The sequence below is a fragment of the Streptomyces sp. BHT-5-2 genome, from assembly GCF_019774615.1.
Taxonomy (GTDB): domain Bacteria; phylum Actinomycetota; class Actinomycetes; order Streptomycetales; family Streptomycetaceae; genus Streptomyces.
Map to the genome: position 1 here is coordinate 1,786,540 of NZ_CP081496.1, position 15,816 is coordinate 1,802,355.

19 protein-coding genes and 1 pseudogene are annotated in these 15,816 nt (G+C 69.2%); 13 read left to right on the forward strand and 7 right to left on the reverse strand.

The window, feature by feature from the left end:
• Positions 1–566: 566 nt before the first annotated feature.
• Entirely contained in the window at positions 567–941 is a 375-nt protein-coding gene (locus K2224_RS07865; protein WP_221905886.1) for an MmcQ/YjbR family DNA-binding protein, read from the reverse strand.
• A gap of 69 nt (positions 942–1,010) precedes the next feature.
• The gene (locus K2224_RS07870; RefSeq protein ID WP_221909494.1) at positions 1,011–1,919 is read right to left on the reverse strand and encodes an SDR family oxidoreductase; all 909 of its coding nucleotides are present in this window, start codon (positions 1,917–1,919) and stop codon (positions 1,011–1,013) included.
• A gap of 200 nt (positions 1,920–2,119) precedes the next feature.
• On the opposite strand from K2224_RS07870, the gene K2224_RS07875 reads away from it, so the two are divergent.
• The 11 genes and pseudogenes from K2224_RS07875 (at position 2,120) to K2224_RS07920 (ending at position 9,362) form a co-directional block, all read left to right on the forward strand.
• Positions 2,120–2,515, forward strand: coding sequence for a nuclear transport factor 2 family protein (locus K2224_RS07875; RefSeq protein ID WP_221905887.1), 396 nt, complete (start codon positions 2,120–2,122; stop codon positions 2,513–2,515).
• A gap of 144 nt (positions 2,516–2,659) precedes the next feature.
• The gene (locus K2224_RS07880; RefSeq protein ID WP_221905888.1) at positions 2,660–3,106 is read left to right on the forward strand and encodes a pyridoxamine 5'-phosphate oxidase family protein; all 447 of its coding nucleotides are present in this window, start codon (positions 2,660–2,662) and stop codon (positions 3,104–3,106) included.
• 138 nt (positions 3,107–3,244) lie between these two features.
• Entirely contained in the window at positions 3,245–4,561 is a 1,317-nt protein-coding gene (locus K2224_RS07885) for a helix-turn-helix domain-containing protein (protein ID WP_221905889.1), read from the forward strand.
• Between the two features lie 163 nt (positions 4,562–4,724).
• Positions 4,725–5,102, forward strand: a complete 378-nt coding sequence (locus K2224_RS07890; RefSeq protein WP_221905890.1) for a DUF6415 family natural product biosynthesis protein — start codon at positions 4,725–4,727, stop codon at positions 5,100–5,102.
• On the forward strand, positions 5,099–5,296 hold the full coding sequence (locus K2224_RS07895; protein ID WP_221905891.1) for a hypothetical protein: 198 nt from the start codon (positions 5,099–5,101) through the stop codon (positions 5,294–5,296). Before K2224_RS07890 ends, K2224_RS07895 begins: the two co-directional genes overlap by 4 nt.
• Before the next feature lie 173 nt (positions 5,297–5,469).
• Positions 5,470–6,642, forward strand: a complete 1,173-nt coding sequence (locus K2224_RS07900) for a cupin domain-containing protein (protein WP_221905892.1) — start codon at positions 5,470–5,472, stop codon at positions 6,640–6,642.
• A 3-nt stretch (positions 6,643–6,645) separates the two neighbouring features.
• Complete coding sequence (locus K2224_RS07905; protein ID WP_221905893.1) at positions 6,646–7,491, forward strand: hypothetical protein; 846 nt, start codon at positions 6,646–6,648, stop codon at positions 7,489–7,491.
• Positions 7,492–7,727: 236 nt separating this feature from the next.
• Positions 7,728–7,859: pseudogene (locus K2224_RS40325) on the forward strand (NUDIX hydrolase); the annotation flags it as partial.
• Positions 7,856–8,269: an NUDIX hydrolase gene (locus tag K2224_RS07910; protein ID WP_221905894.1), complete on the forward strand. Its 414-nt coding sequence runs from the start codon at positions 7,856–7,858 to the stop codon at positions 8,267–8,269. The pseudogene K2224_RS40325 and the gene K2224_RS07910, both read left to right, overlap by 4 nt.
• 100 nt (positions 8,270–8,369) lie before the next feature.
• On the forward strand, positions 8,370–8,591 hold the full coding sequence (locus K2224_RS07915) for a DUF397 domain-containing protein (protein ID WP_221905895.1): 222 nt from the start codon (positions 8,370–8,372) through the stop codon (positions 8,589–8,591).
• Positions 8,592–8,804: 213 nt separating this feature from the next.
• Positions 8,805–9,362 carry a flavoprotein gene (locus tag K2224_RS07920; protein WP_260692382.1) on the forward strand — a complete coding sequence of 186 codons (558 nt, stop codon included), beginning with the start codon at positions 8,805–8,807 and terminating at the stop codon, positions 9,360–9,362.
• Here K2224_RS07920 and K2224_RS07925 read toward each other — a convergent pair whose 3' ends face one another.
• The 5 genes from K2224_RS07925 to K2224_RS07945 all read right to left on the reverse strand — a co-directional run bounded on the left by K2224_RS07925 (position 9,363) and on the right by K2224_RS07945 (position 14,403).
• Positions 9,363–11,078, reverse strand: coding sequence for a relaxase/mobilization nuclease domain-containing protein (locus tag K2224_RS07925; protein ID WP_221905897.1), 1,716 nt, complete (start codon positions 11,076–11,078; stop codon positions 9,363–9,365).
• Positions 11,075–11,470 carry a plasmid mobilization protein gene (locus K2224_RS07930; protein ID WP_260692384.1) on the reverse strand — a complete coding sequence of 132 codons (396 nt, stop codon included), beginning with the start codon at positions 11,468–11,470 and terminating at the stop codon, positions 11,075–11,077. The genes K2224_RS07925 and K2224_RS07930 overlap by 4 nt, the downstream gene beginning before the upstream one ends.
• 402 nt (positions 11,471–11,872) lie before the next feature.
• Positions 11,873–12,694, reverse strand: coding sequence for a DUF2637 domain-containing protein (locus tag K2224_RS07935; RefSeq protein WP_221905898.1), 822 nt, complete (start codon positions 12,692–12,694; stop codon positions 11,873–11,875).
• Between the two features lie 90 nt (positions 12,695–12,784).
• Positions 12,785–13,489 (reverse strand): ATP-binding protein, encoded by a 705-nt coding sequence (locus tag K2224_RS07940; RefSeq protein ID WP_221905899.1) that lies wholly within the window; start codon positions 13,487–13,489, stop codon positions 12,785–12,787.
• Positions 13,486–14,403: a hypothetical protein gene (locus K2224_RS07945; RefSeq protein ID WP_221905900.1), complete on the reverse strand. Its 918-nt coding sequence runs from the start codon at positions 14,401–14,403 to the stop codon at positions 13,486–13,488. The genes K2224_RS07940 and K2224_RS07945 overlap by 4 nt, the downstream gene beginning before the upstream one ends.
• A 347-nt stretch (positions 14,404–14,750) precedes the next feature.
• On the opposite strand from K2224_RS07945, the gene K2224_RS07950 reads away from it, so the two are divergent.
• Positions 14,751–15,293 carry a helix-turn-helix transcriptional regulator gene (locus tag K2224_RS07950; protein WP_260692386.1) on the forward strand — a complete coding sequence of 181 codons (543 nt, stop codon included), beginning with the start codon at positions 14,751–14,753 and terminating at the stop codon, positions 15,291–15,293.
• A gap of 119 nt (positions 15,294–15,412) precedes the next feature.
• The gene (locus tag K2224_RS40330; RefSeq protein WP_399017986.1) at positions 15,413–15,787 is read left to right on the forward strand and encodes a helix-turn-helix domain-containing protein; all 375 of its coding nucleotides are present in this window, start codon (positions 15,413–15,415) and stop codon (positions 15,785–15,787) included.
• The last annotated feature ends 29 nt before the right edge of the window (positions 15,788–15,816 follow it).

Consider the following 15,816-nt stretch of genomic DNA (forward strand, 5'->3'; position numbering starts at 1 on the left):
CTGACCTGGGGCTTCCGTATGGAGCGGGTGACGGAATCGAACCCGCGCTCTGAGCTTGGGAATCACAGGGGCTTTTGGCGCGTCGCCGCAGGTCAGCGAAGTGCTGCGCTGTCGGGTGCGGCCTTCTGGGCGTGCCGCCTGCACCCCGGTTGCCCGTGGCTGACCGTCTCTACTGGTGCGGCAGTGGTGTGAGACGGACAAATGCCGCTGTGGCTCGGTGGCTAGGAGGTTCGTTCGGATCATCGAGCGGACCTGAGGGAGATGGGTGATCTCCAGCCGTTCCCCGAGGGAACGGGCCGCCCGTTCCTTGGGGGAACACCTGTCCTGTTCCCTCACGGAACGGGCCTTCGGCATTCCGCGTGGGCTGGCCTGGGCCGGTGTCCTGACGGTCTCAGCTCTGCCAGTCAGTTGCCGAACAGGCTGTCCTGGACGTACTGGATGACATTCGCCTTCGGACGGAACAGGCCCAGCAGCATGGAGGTCTTGAAGTGGGCCGCGATGTTGCCGACGAAGAAGTGGACGGCACCGTGGGTGAAGCGTTCCTCCCGCGTGCCTGATAGGGGAGGTCACGGCTGATCCTGGTGGAGCCTTTGGAGCTGGTCGCGGGTGATACGGGGCAGGCCGGCCACCACGCGTTCCCAGGAGTGGTCGATCATGTCGGCGAGCTCGTCGGCGGGCACGGTGCCGTCCAGGACCACGGTGTTCCAGTGCGGCAGGCGCGCGTAGTAGCTGGGGCCCACCGCCGGGTACTGCTCGCGCAGGTGCAGGGCGAGGTCGGGGTCGCACTTGAGGGTCACCTGGTCGGGGCGTGAGTCGTTGGCTTCCGTCAGGATGGCGAAGATCTTGCCGCCGACCTTGAACAGGGTCATCCCGGGCCCGGGCTCGCTCTCCGTCGCCTCCGGCAGCCCCATAGCGGACTCCGCGACATCCTCCGGGGTCATGGCGATGCCTCCTTCGCATTGCGGTCCGGGCAGGCCCCGGAGCCCGGGACCCAGGGCCTGGTGTGGTGGTTAGCGGTAGTCGTTGGGGTCGGGGGCGTTGCCGGTGGTCATGAAGTCCTCGAAGTACCGTGCGGGGTCCGGGGAGGAGCCGTCGGCGTCCGTGAAGCCGTACTCCTTGGCCAGGGCGCCGGCGGACAGCGAGTGGCCGTTGAGACGGGCCACGTCCGGGTCGGTGGCGAGCGCCGCCACGGCGCGTGCAACGTAGGCGGGGGTCTCGGACATCGCGAAGGTGGGGTCGATCTTGCAGCCGTCGCGCCAGTTCTCCTCACTCACCCCGAACATCTCCAGCACCGCCTCGGTACGCATGAATCCGGGGGTCAGGCTCACGGCCGTGCAGCCGTACTCGGCGGTCTCCGCCGCCAGCGCCTTCGCCATCCTGATCGGCGCGTACTTGGCCAGGTCGTAGTAGAACGGCTCGCGGTATCGGCGGTTGAACTCCTCCGTACCGTCGGTCATCTCCACCACCAGGCCACCGGGCCGACGGATCATCAGCGGCACTGCGTAGCGGCTGGTGACGAAGTGGGTCTCGACGCCGAGCCGCAGCATCCGCAGCCCCTTGTCCATGTCGCACTCCCACATCTTCTTGCCGTGCTCGACGAGGCCGTCGCCGCCCCAGACGGCGTTGACGAGGACATCCAGCCGCCCCTGCTCCTTGTCGATGCGCTCGACCAGCGCCCGCACCCGCTTCGGCTGGAGGTGGTCGACGACGACCGCGATGCCCTCGCCACCGGCCGCCGTGACCAGCTCGGCGGTCTGCTCAATGGTCTCCGTCGGGCGCCCCGTCTCGCTCGCGCTGCTGTGCGTGGTGCGCCCGGTCACGTACACGGTGGCTCCGGTCCGGCCGAGCTCGACCGCCATGGCCCGGCCCGCACCCCGGGTCGCTCCCGCGATCAGTGCCACCTTTCCGGCGAGCGTCATTCCCTCGCCCACGCCCGCGCTCCCACCTGTGATCTTGATGTTGTCCTGAGAAGTCATAGCGGAAGCATCAGCTCCGTATAGGACAGGGCACGTCCTATATAGGCCAATCGGCGATTCTGTGGATATAGGACATGAACCGACCTATACCGGTGTCAACCTCTCGGTACGACTTCTCAACGGCAACAGGAAGGCCAGCAGTCATGACCAGCAACACGGTTCACGCGGACGCCAGCGAACTCACTCACGAGTGGGTGGATGCCTACAACGATCAGGACTTCGACCGGTTCGGGGCGCTGTACACCGACGACGTCGCCTACACCGTCGGGGCCTACCAGATCGCCTTCAACGGCCGGGATGCCTTCGTGGGCCACATCCAGGAGTACGCGGCCGCCGTCCCCGACCGCAAGCTGTCCATCAAGCGGATCATCGCCGACGGGGACGTCATCGCCCTCGAAACCGACTTCGCGGGGACCAGCTCCGGGGCTGTGCCGGCCCTGCCTCCGGCCGGGGAGCGGGTCACCGCCAGCTTCTGCACGGTCCTGCAGCTGCGCGAGGGCAAGATCGCCTCGCAAGACGACTACGTCGGCGGCCAGTGACCTCTCCTCACCGACGACACCATCCCCAACCCCCGAGAGAACTCCACGCAGTGCCATCGTGTCCGGTCCCGATGCCGCCCGCCCAGCGCGCGGCTCGTCCCGGCCGGCATCGATGGCCTGCGCATCCGACCCCGAGGTGGCGCCATGCCGATTACCGTTGACGAACGTGAGCAGTTCCTGGCCGAGCCGCACCTCGGAGTCCTGCCGGTGGCCTCGGGCGATCCGGGCCAAGCACCGGTGACCGTCCCCATCTGGTACGCCTACGAGCCGGGCGGCGAGGTGTGGATCACCACCGACCGCGCCTCCAGGAAGTACGGGCTGATCCAGGCGGCGGGCCGCTTCACCATGCTGGCCAACCAGCTCACACCACCCCGCTACGTCTCGGTGGAGGGCGAAGTGGTGTACGCGGAAAAGACCACCCAGGAGGAGCTGCGGGCGATGGCCGCCCGCTACCTTCCCGCAGAGCAGGTGGACTGGTACGTCCGGCACGCGGCCGAGGCGTTCACCACTGAGCTAATGACGGTACGGACGCGCCCACGACGCTGGCTCTCCGCCGATCTGCAAGCGCCCCCGGAAGGCAACGCACCGTAAGCCAACGCACCGCTGCCTGCTGCCCGCGGCGTCTGGCTACGGCTGCCCTGGCCGTCCTGCCCCCTACAGCCGGGCCCCTTCCGCCAGTACCGTTGCATGCTCACGCGATGCGGATACGGGACCTCGGGGGCGTGCCCAGTGGCGGGGAGCGAACTGACACTCGGTAAGACGATCGCCAAGGCACGCCGGCGCAAGGGATGGCCGCAGCGGGATCTGGCTGCGATGATCGGTCGGTCGGAAAGCTGGGTGTCGCAGGTCGAGCGGGATGTGATCCCGGTCAACAGCCTGGATACGTTGCGTCAGATCTCCGACGTATTGGGCATGTCTCTGGCCGAACTCCTTGCTGCTGTACGGCCGCCTGGACGATCGCCGGTATCGGCTCGGCGTCGGTCGGGCTCGACTAGGGTTGTTCACAATCTTGGTCCAGAGGAGGGTGACGACCCCGTGCGACGCCGCGAACTTCTGGCCGCTGCGGCGGTGGTCTTTGCCTCCCCCCTGGCCGGGGCCACGCCGGCCGAGGCCAGCACTCTCGCCCCGCTCGAAGACCTCCTGCTCTATGGCACGGCCACTGTGCCGAAGAACAGTGAGGTATCACCGGCCGGCGTCGCTGCCGCGGTGAAGACATCCCGGCAGGACTTCCGCGCCGCCCGTTACGACACTCTGGCCCGGACCCTGCCTGGTCGGATCGCCCAAGCTCAGGCCCTGGAGCCGGTGGAGCTGTCGGCCACGGCGGTTGCCGACCTCTACAACATTGCCACCCGGCTGTGCATCAAGCTCGGCGAGGACGGCCTCATGGCGATCACCTCAGACCGCGCACTGAATTCCGCACGGGTGGGCGGGGATGCGCTGACGATTGCCGAGGCACACCGGATGGTCTCCAGTGCCTGGCGTCGCCAGGGCCACCTTGCCCGAGCCACCGACATCGCCGTCCGGGCCGCGCAGGACGTACGCGCGGACCGCCGCGCCCCAGAGGCTGCCCGACTGTCCGCGAACAGCTCGCTGCTGGCCACCGCCGCGTACACCGCGGCGAAGATGGGTGACCGGCCGACGGCGCACGCCCTGATCGGTGAGGCCGCCGAGGCCGCGAAGGCCGGCCCGACGAGCCCTGCGGCCCGAACGGACACCGGGACTCAGCAGGTGCTGCTGCACCAGTTGTCGGTCCACTACCTGCTCGGTGATGCCGGGCAGGCGATCGACCTGGCCAAGACCATCGACCCCGCGGCCCTGCCGACCGCCGAGCGGCAGGGGCGGTTCTTCACCGACGTGGCCCGCTGCTTCGACCAGTGGGGCAAGCCCGAGCAGTGCTATCGGGCGCTACTGGCGGCCGAGCGGGCTGCACCGCAGGAGATCCGGCGAGGGGCGATCAAGAACCTGGCCAGCGGCCTGCTCCGCCACGACCGAAGCCTTCCGGGAGTCCGGGCCTTCGCGGGACGCGCAGGCGTTCTCGTCGACTAATCCGGCTCCTTCCCGCAAAGGGTTTGCTACCTCGCAACCCGGTTGCGGATCTGCTTGCTTCTCCGGCGGTTGACTCTTCTCAGCCGCCAGGGGCCGCGTACGGCCGGCCTCTCCTCGCCCCGGGCGGCGGTGCTGACCACCACCGTCTTCGAGGAGTTGCACCATGGATGCCACCCGCGCCGACCCGTCCCCTTCGCAGCCGACGGTCACAGATGCCACGGACCAGCTTCAGGCTGACGTCGCCGCCGCTTTGCGCTCCAGCATCGTCCTCCCTCCGTATGACGAAGTCCTCCGGCTGATCGAGACCCTCCAGGGGCATCTCGCCCCGCTGATCGAGCAGGCCAAAGAGCACGTCGAGCAGCATCGCCCGGGAGAGGCCGCCTGGTATCGGGAACACCGCCAGATCGACAACGCCGAGTTCCAGCTGCGGGCCGGCCCCGGCAATGGGCTGGCGTCGGCCGCTCGCCGTCTCAAGAACCTGGCGCTGTCCGTCCAGCAACTGCACCGCCAGGTCCACCACGGGGAGGGGGACGTGAGGTGACGCGGTCCGCGCAGGGTGTCAGGGGCCGTCACCGCAGCGGGGAACCGCGCCTGGACGTGTGGCTGGGGCGCCTGTGGCTTCTGGGCACCACGGCCGGCCTCACCCTCCTGGCGCTGACCGTCCAGCACGACGCCGACCACACCGGGGCAACCCCAGTCTCCGCGCCCGATACCACCGCGGCGCCGCTCGCCTAGGCGCCCACAGATTTCCCGCCGGAACCCCGGTGGGAGAACCGAAGAGAAGGGAACATGCGATGAACGACCTGATCGTCTCGAAGCGTTCCGTGCAGGCCGCCCGCGCCCAGGACCGCCTGAGCGACGGTGGCGGCACCGGCAAGGGCGACGGCAACGACTGATCGGAGCCGTAGATGACCGCCATCTCCTCGGCGGTCCGGAGCCTCGGCGGGAACTTCCCCGCCGAGGCGTTCGGCCGCACCTACCGCCTCTGGCCAAACGTCGACGACTTCTCGCACGTGTTCACGTGGGACGACCTCAACGAGATCATCGCCCGACACCGTCTCGAACCCCCGCGCCTGCGGCTCTTCAACGACGGCATTCAGGTCCCTCAACACGCCTACACCCACTCCGTGGTGTCCAAGCGCCACACCGTCTGGCACCGCATCGAGCCGAACAACCTGCACCACCAGCTCAAAGACGGCGCCTCGCTCGTCCTGGATGCCGTGGACGCACTACACCCCGGCGTGGAAGACCTCGCGGCAGCCCTGGAGCGACACTTCCGCACCGATGTGCAGGTCAACCTCTATGCCTCGTGGACCTCGAAGGAGGGCTTCGGCGTCCACTGGGACGACCACGATGTGGTGGTCCTCCAACTCGAAGGCGCCAAGCGGTGGAAAATCTACGGGGCCACCCGCACGAACCCGCTACGGGTCGACATCGAAGCCCCCGAACCACCAACTGGCGATCCGGTCGCGGAGATCGTGCTCCGGAGCGGCGACATGCTCTACCTGCCCCGGGGATGGTGGCACGCTGTCGCCGCCACCGAGGGCCGGTCTCTGCACCTGACCTGTGGCCTGAAGCCCACCACCGGCGCGGATCTCCTGTCGTGGCTGTCGGACCGGCTGCGGGTCTCGGACACCGTCCGTGCGAACCTGCCGTACTTCGCCTCGTCGGACGAACGGGCGGCGTATCTGGAAGCACTGCGGAAGGAGCTCACCGAAGCCCTGCACGATGGAGTGATCGAGGAGTTCGTCAACGCACGGGGGAGCATGGACCCCGGGAGGCCGATGCCGTCCCTGCCATTCGTGGACGGTATCCCCGCGGACGACAGCCTGTTCGTCCGCCTCACGGCTGCTGGGGCCTGGTACGAGGTGGACGGGGACGGCCACGTGGTGTTGAGCGCAGGCGGCCAGGAGTGGACGTTCGCCGCCCCGGTCCTCGACGTGATCAAGCTCCTCGCCGAGGGAAGCACCTGGACCCTGGGCCGGCTGGCGGTAAGCTCCGGTCTCCCCGCTGACCAAGTCGCAGCTCTCGTCTCCGAGTTGGTCGCGGCCGACGTTGCCGCCGTCAGCCGGAGAAGGTAGCCGATGTTCACTGCCCCTGAGCAAGCCGTCAGGGACCGCATGATCTCCGCCCGCGGCCGCGCGTGTGCCCTGCTGGGCCTCGACGACACTGCGGGCGGGGACGTGTGGGGATACGCAGGCAGGACACTGTCCGGAGCCGTCACCACGCCGGAAGGCGGCGCGTGGCTGCGGCTGGTCAGCGAACCGGAGGGCAAGGGCAGCGGGAAGCTGTGGGACGGCCCCAAGGAGGCGGAACGGTCCGTGCCCCCCGTCGTGCCTCGCCCGCGGCTGCTCGGCCTGCGCGACTGGTCCGCCGACGGCTGGGACTACCGGGCAGAGCACTACGAGATCGTCGGCACCCCGCCGGTGTCGAAGAGCCCGGTGCTGCACCACCGGGCGGACCTGCCACACACCTGGTGGCAGGACCTCCGCCAGGCGCTGGACCACCTCGCGCTCGTCCGCACGGGCCGGCAGGCGGCGCGCGAGGAGTACATCCGCCGCCGTGTCCCGGAGTTCACCGGCGTCACCCCCGGTGAGATCGCCTGGACCACAACGCACGGTGACCTTCACTGGGCGAACCTCACCGGCCCGGCGCTGACCCTTCTGGACTGGGAAGGCTGGGGCACAGCGCCCCTCGGCTACGACGCCGCAAACCTGTATCTGCACTCCCTGCCCGTGCCGGACGTCGCCGAGCGGATCCGCAAGGAATTCGCCCACGTGCTGGACACCCCTGCCGGCCGGGTCGGGGAGCTGACCGCCTGCACCGAAATCCTCCAGGCGGCCGCCCGAGTGCCGTTCTACGCCGACCTGGCCGATGGCGTACGGCAGCACCTGGACCACTTGAGGCGCCACGTTAGCGGCCAGGTCTGAGGTGCTCCTGACCGTCCTGAGCCAGCGTGCGCGTACGCCGCCGGGAAGATTTCGACTCCGGTCCTGGCTGCTCGTGCACCTGCCGCTGAGCGCTGAACTTGTGGGCGATGGCGAACAGTCCCTGCCGAGGCTAGTAGCCCCGGCAGGGACTGGCTCAGGCCAGGGGATCGGCCTCAGCTACGCCGACCCTGCGCCCTAGCAGGGCCGGGCTGGTGCGGGGGAAGCGGCTCGGGTTGGGCAGGGCGTGCAGCTCGGATGCCGTCGAGAACATCGATGTGATGTGGGTTCCCAGAAACGCGGTGACCCGTTTCATCCCCGTCGATACGATCTTTCCACCCGTGCTTGCCGTCCTGGAGGAGCAGACGTGACGCAGCGGACAGCCGATGAGCGACCCGGCATTGCAGCGGCCATCATCGTTCACGAGGGACGCGTTCTGATGGTCCGGCGCCGGGTCAGTGAGGGGAAGCTCTCCTGGCAGTTCCCGGCCGGCGAGGTCGAGCCCGGTGAAACCCGCGAGGACGCCGCCGTGCGGGAGACCAAGGAGGAGACCGGACTGAACGTCTCCGCCGTCGAGCTGCTGGGCGAGCGTGTCCACCCGGCAACGGGCAGGCTGATGTCCTATACCGCCTGCGAGGTGGTCAGCGGAACCGCGTATGTCGCGGACACCGAGGAACTGGCCGAGCTTGCCTGGGTGGCTCACGACGAGATTCCTGAGTACGTCCCGTACGGCCTGTTTGAGCCGGTGCAGCAGTACCTGGACGCCGTTCTCGCCGGCTAGGGCCTGTCCGATGGGCCGTCCCACTCGGAGGTATTGGCCGGTAGGCGCCCTCCGGGCGGGTAGTAATTTGCCGCAAACTGGTCCAGACGAGGAGGACGCCATGCAGACGGCTGGTCTTTACACATTGAATCTCTCGCACGTGGTGTGGAAGAAGTCGTCCTTCAGCGACGGAATGAATAACTGCGTCGAGGTGGCGCAGCTGCCTGGTGGTGCGGTCGCGGTGCGCGATTCCAAGCACCCTCACTGTGACGCGCTGCGCTTCACCGCCGCCGAGTGGTCCGCGTTCCGCAGCAGTATCAAAGCGGGTGAACTGCAGGGCTAAGCCAGGCGCCACGAACGTCAGCGGTCCAGTGCCAGCCTGATCCGCACCAGGCCCGGACAGTACCGCCGGGTCCCGCCCCCACGCTGCCTCTTGCTTACGGTCTGAATGGCGGCGCGGGAACGCCTGATGTCCTCCTTCGCGACGCGCGGGGCAGGACATCGGCTGTGCCTTGCCGGAACCGCATCGCTTCTGCCGACAGCTTGGAGTCCTCGCGTGAGCGATCAGCCTGACCAGCACACCAAGAAGTCTTTCCTGTACGTCGTCGTCTGCGCAGCCGGAATCGCTGGCGATGTCGGAAACTTGATCACGGCTGCCCAGGAGGCGGACTGGGACGTCGGCGTCATCGCCACCCCGCAGGGCCTCGGGTTCATCGACACGACCGCCGTCGAGGCCCAGACCGGCTACCCCATCCGCTCGGCTTGGCGCTCGCCCGGAGACCCTCGCCCGCTGCCGCCCGCCGACGCCATCGCGGTCGCCCCAGCCACCTTCAACACGATCAACAAATGGGCCGCTGGGATCTCCGACACCCTGGCGGTGGGCTTCCTGTGCGAAGCGTACGGCTTCGGCATACCCACTGCCGTCTTGCCGTACCTGAACTCAGCCCAGGCCGCCCATCCCGCGTATCGGCAGAGTCTCGACCGGCTGCGCGAGATGGGCGTCCTGATCGGCTCGTACGAGCCTCACCCGCCCAAGGCCGGTGGCGGAGCGGACTGCTTCCGATGGGAGGAGGCGTTGCAGCTGCTCACCCCGGAGGTGTCAGGCCGGATGTGATCAGCGCCGCCGGGGTCGGTTCACCTCCTGGCGGGCGACGGCGGATGCGGCCGGGACCGGAACGGGCGCGCTCCTAGGACGTTGTGCCCGAGGCGCAGAGGCGGGAGGCGTGACGTAGCCGAGGTGCTGCAACCTCCAGACCAGGACATCGCTGATCGAATCCGCGCTGTCCAGTTCACGCTGTGCGGCCGCCTTCGTCACCAGGGCGGCGGTGTCGTGGCCGGCGCGTTCGGCCTGGTCGAGCACTGCGGCCAGGGCGTCCCAGCCTGGTTCGGCCTGGAGGCGGTCGGCGAGGTGGGGGAGGGCGGTGCGGACCGTGCTCGTCTGCCGCTGCCGGTCCGGGGCGGGAAGACGTTGGCCGTAGGCGCGCATGACGGCCAACGGTGGTGCGGCGGTGGCCTGGTAGGCGGCACGCAGGTGGTCGGCGGCGCGCTGTGCGGCCTCGGCCTGCTGGGCGTGACCGCGGGCGGCGTGCCAGCGGGCAGCGGCGACGACGGCGAGGATCATGATGTCGAGCACCAGGGCGGTGGCGGCACCGTCTGGACCGCGGCCGAGGGCGGTACCGGAGTGGACGATCTGGTTGGCTGCGCGGCGCAGGGCGTACATCTCCGCGTCCTTGGCGCGGATGTGGGAGCGAGTGGCGCGCTCGAAGTGCCTTGCGGCTTCTCGCAGTTCAGTCCGTGTGGTTCCGAGGGAGGTCTGGGTGAGGGCGTCGAGGACCTCGCCCACGCCGATCAGCTGGGCTGCCGCCACGCCATCGTCGCCGGATGCGATCCCTCCCAGGGCCGAGTTGGTGGCCTCGGTGGCGAAGTGGCGGGCGCGGGCTGGTGCGGTGGTGCCGCTGTGTTCCAGGGCTGCGGGCAGCTCGGGCATGTCTGTGGTGGCCGTGAACCGTTTGCGGATGCGAGGCAGGGAAAGGTCCGGTGCGAGTTCGGAGCCGGAGTACCAGATGGGTTCGTTGTCGCCGTTGCGGTCGCCGACCATGGCGACCTTGTAGCCGAGTGCGTCGCCGGAGGGGGCGAGGCGCTTGTTGATGCGGACGCCTTCGGTGGCGAGCCGGTCGAAGAACTCGGTCTCACTCGCAGCGCCGGCTAGGGCGCGGCGGACGCGTTCGCGCAGCAGCTCGCGCGAGGCGTCTTCCTGGCCGAGGCGTTCAGCCTTGTGCCGCTCGGCCCTGGTGGGCCGCTTGGCGGCGGTGCCGTCCCCGGGCTTGACCCGGCGCAGTCCGTAGTCGACCTCGATGCTGCGGCATTCAGTTTGGGCGCGGCGGGCTTCGTTGTTCAGGCGGGGGCGTCGGCCGTCGTCGCGGACGAGGGTGGCGATGATGTGGATGTGGTCGTCGGCGTGCCGTACGGCCGCCCACCGGCATGCTTTCTCGTCGCCGTCGGGTGCGATGCCGGTGGCGGCGACCATGCGGCGGGCGATGGCCGCCCAGTCCTCGTCGGACAGGATGGGGTCTTCGGGTGCGGCACGGACGGACAGGTGCCAGACGTGCTTGTCCGGGCGGCGCTTCTCCGGGAGGGCGTTGACGGGTTGGTCGAGGAGCTGCTGGAGCTGCTCGTAGGTGACGTTCGGGTCGCGGCCGGGGTCGGGGGTGAGCGGGTCGAAGGCGGCGACCAGGTGCGGGTCGATGTGTTCCTCGTGGGTGCCGCGGCCGTAGAGGTAGCGGATCAGGCCAACCGTTTTGCCGCCGCGCTTGTGGAGGCTGGGGATCATGCGGCGGCCTTGTCGTTGTGGTGGCGCGAGACGGTATCGGCGGCGGCTTCCGTGCGGCGGGCCGCGCGGGTGACGGCGTCGAGTATCTGGTCGAGCTGCGGGGCGTCGGCCCCGGAGTTGAGGGCCTTGGCGACCTGGTTGAGCAGGCCACCGATGCGGCCGAGGTAGCGGCGGGCGGCGAACAGCTCCTCGACGATCTCTCGCCCGGTGGCGATCTCAGCGGCGGTGCGGTCCAGGTCGCGGGCAGCCTTGAGCGCGCAGTGGGCGAGGAACCCGGCGACGGTCATCTCACACCGCTTGGCAGCGGTCTTGAGGAGGTCGTACTCGGAGGGGTTCATGCGGCAGCTGGGCTGGTGCTCGCGCAGCTTCGGTTCGCGGGGACGTTGGCGCACGGACGACAGGGGCTTCGGTCCTTCCCCCTGCTTGGGCTGCGATCCGCCCTCGGTCGCAGTCTCTCCCTCCGGCGCCCCCTGGTGCCGGGGAGTCTCCGCCACTTCAGGGGCGGGGGCTGCGGGAGCATTGCTCCCGCGACAACTTGCTGCGTCTGTGGCAACGGTGGAGTTCTGCGGGTGGCCGTGGGGGGTGAGGTTATCGGGGTTCGGGGTGTGCATGCGGGGTGTTCTCCGTCGGGCGGGGGAATGGCGGGGGAGGAGTTGGTCTGCTGGTCCGCATCCGCGCGGACGAGCGTGGGGATCGCGGCCGAGGTGGCGTGTGGGAGACGGGGCGGTGGTGGTCCCGAGGTGTCGTGGTCTGCTGGTCCGCGGGGCGCACGGGCGGGCTGACCGGATATCCGGTCAGGTGGTGTGGCCCTGGTCCTGGTGCTGTTTCGACTCGGTCCGCAGGACGCTCATGAGTTCGGTGAGCCGGTCTTCGGCGAGGGTGAGTTCGGCTTCGCGGACCGCGTCGCGGACCACGGCGCGGGTGCACTTTCCGTGCGTGTGGATCGCCTTCCGTGCGATGTCGAGCAGGACGTCCATTTCGGCGCCTGGGGGGCGTCCGTAGCGGCGGTTCTCCGTGGTGTTGGGGAGCACGGCTTGCTGGTGATCGTCGGCTTCGCCCTGCGGTTCCGGGTGGGGGCGACCGGCTTCCGTGCAGTCGCGTGGATGCGGAGCCGGTTTCGTGTGGTGAGGCGTTGGTGACTCCTGCTGCGGGGTGTGGCGGGCGATGAGGATGTACAGGTGGACGGCCCCCGCGAGGGCCAGTGGCGCGAGGGTCGAGAGCACTCCGACGGTGAGGTCTTCGAGGCGCAGACCCGCTTGAGGGGCTTGTTGGTTGAGGCGTACGGCGTGGAGGGCGTTGGCCCAGATGCTGGCTGTGGTGGCGGTGCCGAAGAGGGCCCAGACGTACAGCCGTGAGCGGAAGGGCGCGATGCGCAGGATGATCAGGGCGCGGACGCCGTAGGCGATGAACCCGTCGATGACGAGGGGGAAGAGGTAGGTCAGCAGGCCGCGGATGTGGATGGCGATGGCCATCTGCTGTAGCGCGTCGTACGAGAGGGCGCATCCGGCGGCGCCGAGGGCGGTGATCGCGGCGCGGTCCCAGGTGGTGGCGCGTCGCTCACTGGTGGGCCCGGTCGTGGGGATTGTGGCAGGGGTGGCCAGGGCGAGGTGTGGCATGCGGGGTCTCCGGAGAGTCCGCCGCACCGATGGGTGAGCCGGTGCGGGCGGAGGAAATGTGGGGGTGAGGACGCAGGGAGCAAGGGCCTGTTAGGGGCCGGTGGGTTGCCTTCTGCGGTCGGTGCCGCTGAGGATGACGCGGGTGGTCATCTCGGCGAGGCGGGAGGCGACGCGGTCACCTACGGCGCCGCGCAGCTCGGCGATCGGCAGGTTGGTGGTGACCAGGGTCGGGAGCATCTCGTTGTAGCGGCGGTTGATCAGCCGGTACGTCAGCTCCTCGGTCCACTCCGAGGTCTTGGCCGCGCCGAGGTCGTCGAGGATCAGCAGCGGGCAGCGGCCGAAACTCCACAGGGCGCGCTCGGGGTCGTGTCCTGAACGGGGTCGCAGGCTTGCGTAGAGGTCGGCTGAGGTGGTTGCCTCCCAACGCAGCCGGACGCCCGCAGCCAGCAGCGATCGCACGGCGCCGTATGCCTGGTGGGTCTTGCCGGTGCCGGTCGGTCCGGCGATCAGCAACGACGGGCCGTGCGCGATCCCCGGCGCCCCGCCCGGTCCCTTGCGACCAGTTCGGGTGATCTCCTCGACCCAGGCGGTGACCTGCGAGTGGTCGGCCAGGGCGTTGCGGTACCGGACTGGTATGCGGGCGTCGGCCAGCTCCAGCGCGGTCACCGGCTCGGCAGGCGGCTCGGCAGGGACCGTGGTGGGGTCGATGCCCCGGTCGGTGAGGATCGCGCCAAGACGGTCGGCCAGGAGGCCAACCCTGTGCGGCTCACGGGTGGCTGTGGCGGCTGGGGTCACAGGTCACCCCCGTAAGCGGCCTCGACGTCGGTGGGGTTGGTCCATGGCCGGTGCGCCGCACGCGGGGCGGGCTGCGTGGCGTTCATGGCCTCGTTGACGAGGCTGGGCAGCACGCTGGGGCTCAGGCCCTTGGTGCGCAGGCGCTCCAGCCCGGCGCGGATGTGGGCAGGTGCGATGCCCTCGCCGAGGAGTTGGTTGACCTCGCGTCCGAGATGGCCGAGGAGCCTCTCGGGAGGTCGATGGGCGCATGCGGCGACGAATTCGCCGATCAGCTGCTGGGCCGAGGCGGTGTCCGGCGCGGGGCCGCTTGCGGCCCCCACAGGTACTGATCCTAGATCCAGGATCCTAGGTCCTAGATCCGGACCCTGAGGGCTCACGGAGGGTTCGGTGAGTCCTCCCTGCGCCCTCGTGGAGGGCTCACTGAATCCGCTCTGACCTGCGGATTCGTCACGCGTCACGGAGGGCTCGCGCATTTCACGCGAGCCTTCGGTGAGTCCTCCGTGAGGGGGCACGGAGGAGGACGTGAGGGCTCCCTGCGATGCCGGTGACGGCTCGCTGCGCGGTGCTCCGTCGTGGTGGGGGCAGGCAGGGTGGCGTACGCCGCTGGGCCGGTTGATCTTCTGGTGGCGGCGCCAGGTGACGATGTGCAGGTACCGCTTGCCGTCCGCGCCCTCGTAGCGGCAGATCAGGTCGGCGCCGTCGAGCTGGGCCAGGTCGTCCTCGACCCCTATGGGGCCGTGCTCGGGGCGCAGGGACCAGAGCAGGCCGGCGATGACGGCGGCCTGGTCGCGGAACCGGCCGTGGTCGTCGGCCTGGGTGAGCAGGCCGAAGAAGGTCCGCTCGGCGGTCACGGACACCTGGGCGAGGGACTCGGAAGCGAAGGCTTCCGGCTTGATGGTGCGTATGCGCGCCATGCCTATCGCCCCGCCTTCGCGGACGGGCGACGCAACGGGGATGCGGGGGCAGTACGCGGGCACGTACTGTGGGGCATAGAGCTCCTCACACGGCAGGCCATCGAGGCGGCAACCTCGGCCTGACCGGTAGATCGTTCAGGGATGGGCGGTGGTGGGGACTTCGCTTCGGCCCCGGTGTTCGCACCGGGGCTTCTTGCGTTCCTGGGCCCTGGGCGGGCTCAGGTCCTGCGTTAAGTGTACCAGGCATATTGCCGATAGCAGGAGTGTCCTGCATCTCGCAGAAATCCATGCTACTGTTTTCGTACTGCAAACCGCAGTGGAGTGCTACGTAGCGAAGGAGGGCGTCCGTGGGGAGCGACGAGGAGTCGGCCGATCTCCCGGTGTTCCGGGGCGAGGAGAACGCCGCGGTCCGGATCAAGCTGGAGCGCGAAGCCCGCGGCTGGGGCACGAACGCCCTGTCGGACCGGCTGGTCGAGGCCGGCTTCGAGATGAACCCGTCCGCCGTGTGGCGCATCGAGAACCGCAAGCGGCGGGTCAACCTCGATGAGGCGATCGGTTTCGCCGAGGTCTTCGGCATCTCCCTCGAAAGCCTCATCGGCCCCCCGAAGATGGCCCAGCACGCCCGCGCCATGGAGCTCGTGGAGCAGATCCGACGGGCCTTCCGCGAGACCCAGCGGGCCAACCTGGCTTTCAGTGAAGCCAGAGACGCCCTCGACCGCTACCTCGATGAGCACCCGGACATCTACGAGGAGGTCGACAACGCCGTGAAGCAGGCCATCGCCGAGGAGATCGCCGACAACCCGGACTCCCCCTGGCACTTCATGAAGCACGGCGTACGACCACGGCCAGGCACCACGAAGGACGCCCCCGACGCCGGGTCCGAAGGCTGAAGCCTTTTCGTCCGGGCATGGCGGCCACCGCCTGCCCGGACCTCTCCCACCACCGCCCATCCCATGATCACCGGCCAGGCCGGGGTTGCCGCCCCACACCTGCCAGATGAGGACCACCCTTGCACCGACCTGCAATACCTCCTGCCTCCGCACCGACTTCGCGCCCTGACGTCGGCCTGCCGCGTCTCTACCTCCCCGAGGAAGTCGCTGAGGTACTCGGCTGCTCCGCCTGGTGGGTCAAAGACCGTGCCCGCCGCCGACTCATCCCGTTCACACGGGTTGGCCGCGCCTATCGCTTCACCAGCGAGCACCTTGCGGAGATCATCCACATGCACGAGGCCCGCCCTGCCGCCCCGCAGCAGCGAGGAGCGACTGCTCCTGCCCCCAAGCCCCGTGCTTCTCGGCCCTCCCCGTCGCCTGTCGTGCCCACGGTCCGCCTCAAGGCCCGGCCGCCGCGCCGCATGCTCAAGTCCCAGTACGGAACGGCCGCTTAACGCATCCCACACGAGAGAAGGGAGGGAAC

Bases quoted from the DNA above. Each gene is read 5' to 3' on its own strand.
- K2224_RS07870 (WP_221909494.1), bottom strand. From the start codon at position 1,919: ATGACGCTCGCCGGAAAGGTGGCACTGATCGCGGGAGCGACCCGGGGT.
- K2224_RS07935 (WP_221905898.1), bottom strand. From the start codon at position 12,694: ATGCCACACCTCGCCCTGGCCACCCCTGCCACAATCCCCACGACCGGG.
- K2224_RS07945 (WP_221905900.1), bottom strand. From the start codon at position 14,403: ATGGCGCGCATACGCACCATCAAGCCGGAAGCCTTCGCTTCCGAGTCC.
- K2224_RS07890 (WP_221905890.1), top strand. From the start codon at position 4,725: ATGGATGCCACCCGCGCCGACCCGTCCCCTTCGCAGCCGACGGTCACA.
- K2224_RS07915 (WP_221905895.1), top strand. From the start codon at position 8,370: ATGCAGACGGCTGGTCTTTACACATTGAATCTCTCGCACGTGGTGTGG.
- K2224_RS07875 (WP_221905887.1), top strand. From the start codon at position 2,120: ATGACCAGCAACACGGTTCACGCGGACGCCAGCGAACTCACTCACGAG.
- K2224_RS07925 (WP_221905897.1), bottom strand. From the start codon at position 11,078: ATGATCCCCAGCCTCCACAAGCGCGGCGGCAAAACGGTTGGCCTGATC.
- K2224_RS07880 (WP_221905888.1), top strand. From the start codon at position 2,660: ATGCCGATTACCGTTGACGAACGTGAGCAGTTCCTGGCCGAGCCGCAC.
- K2224_RS07865 (WP_221905886.1), bottom strand. From the start codon at position 941: ATGACCCCGGAGGATGTCGCGGAGTCCGCTATGGGGCTGCCGGAGGCG.
- K2224_RS07900 (WP_221905892.1), top strand. From the start codon at position 5,470: ATGACCGCCATCTCCTCGGCGGTCCGGAGCCTCGGCGGGAACTTCCCC.
- K2224_RS07905 (WP_221905893.1), top strand. From the start codon at position 6,646: ATGTTCACTGCCCCTGAGCAAGCCGTCAGGGACCGCATGATCTCCGCC.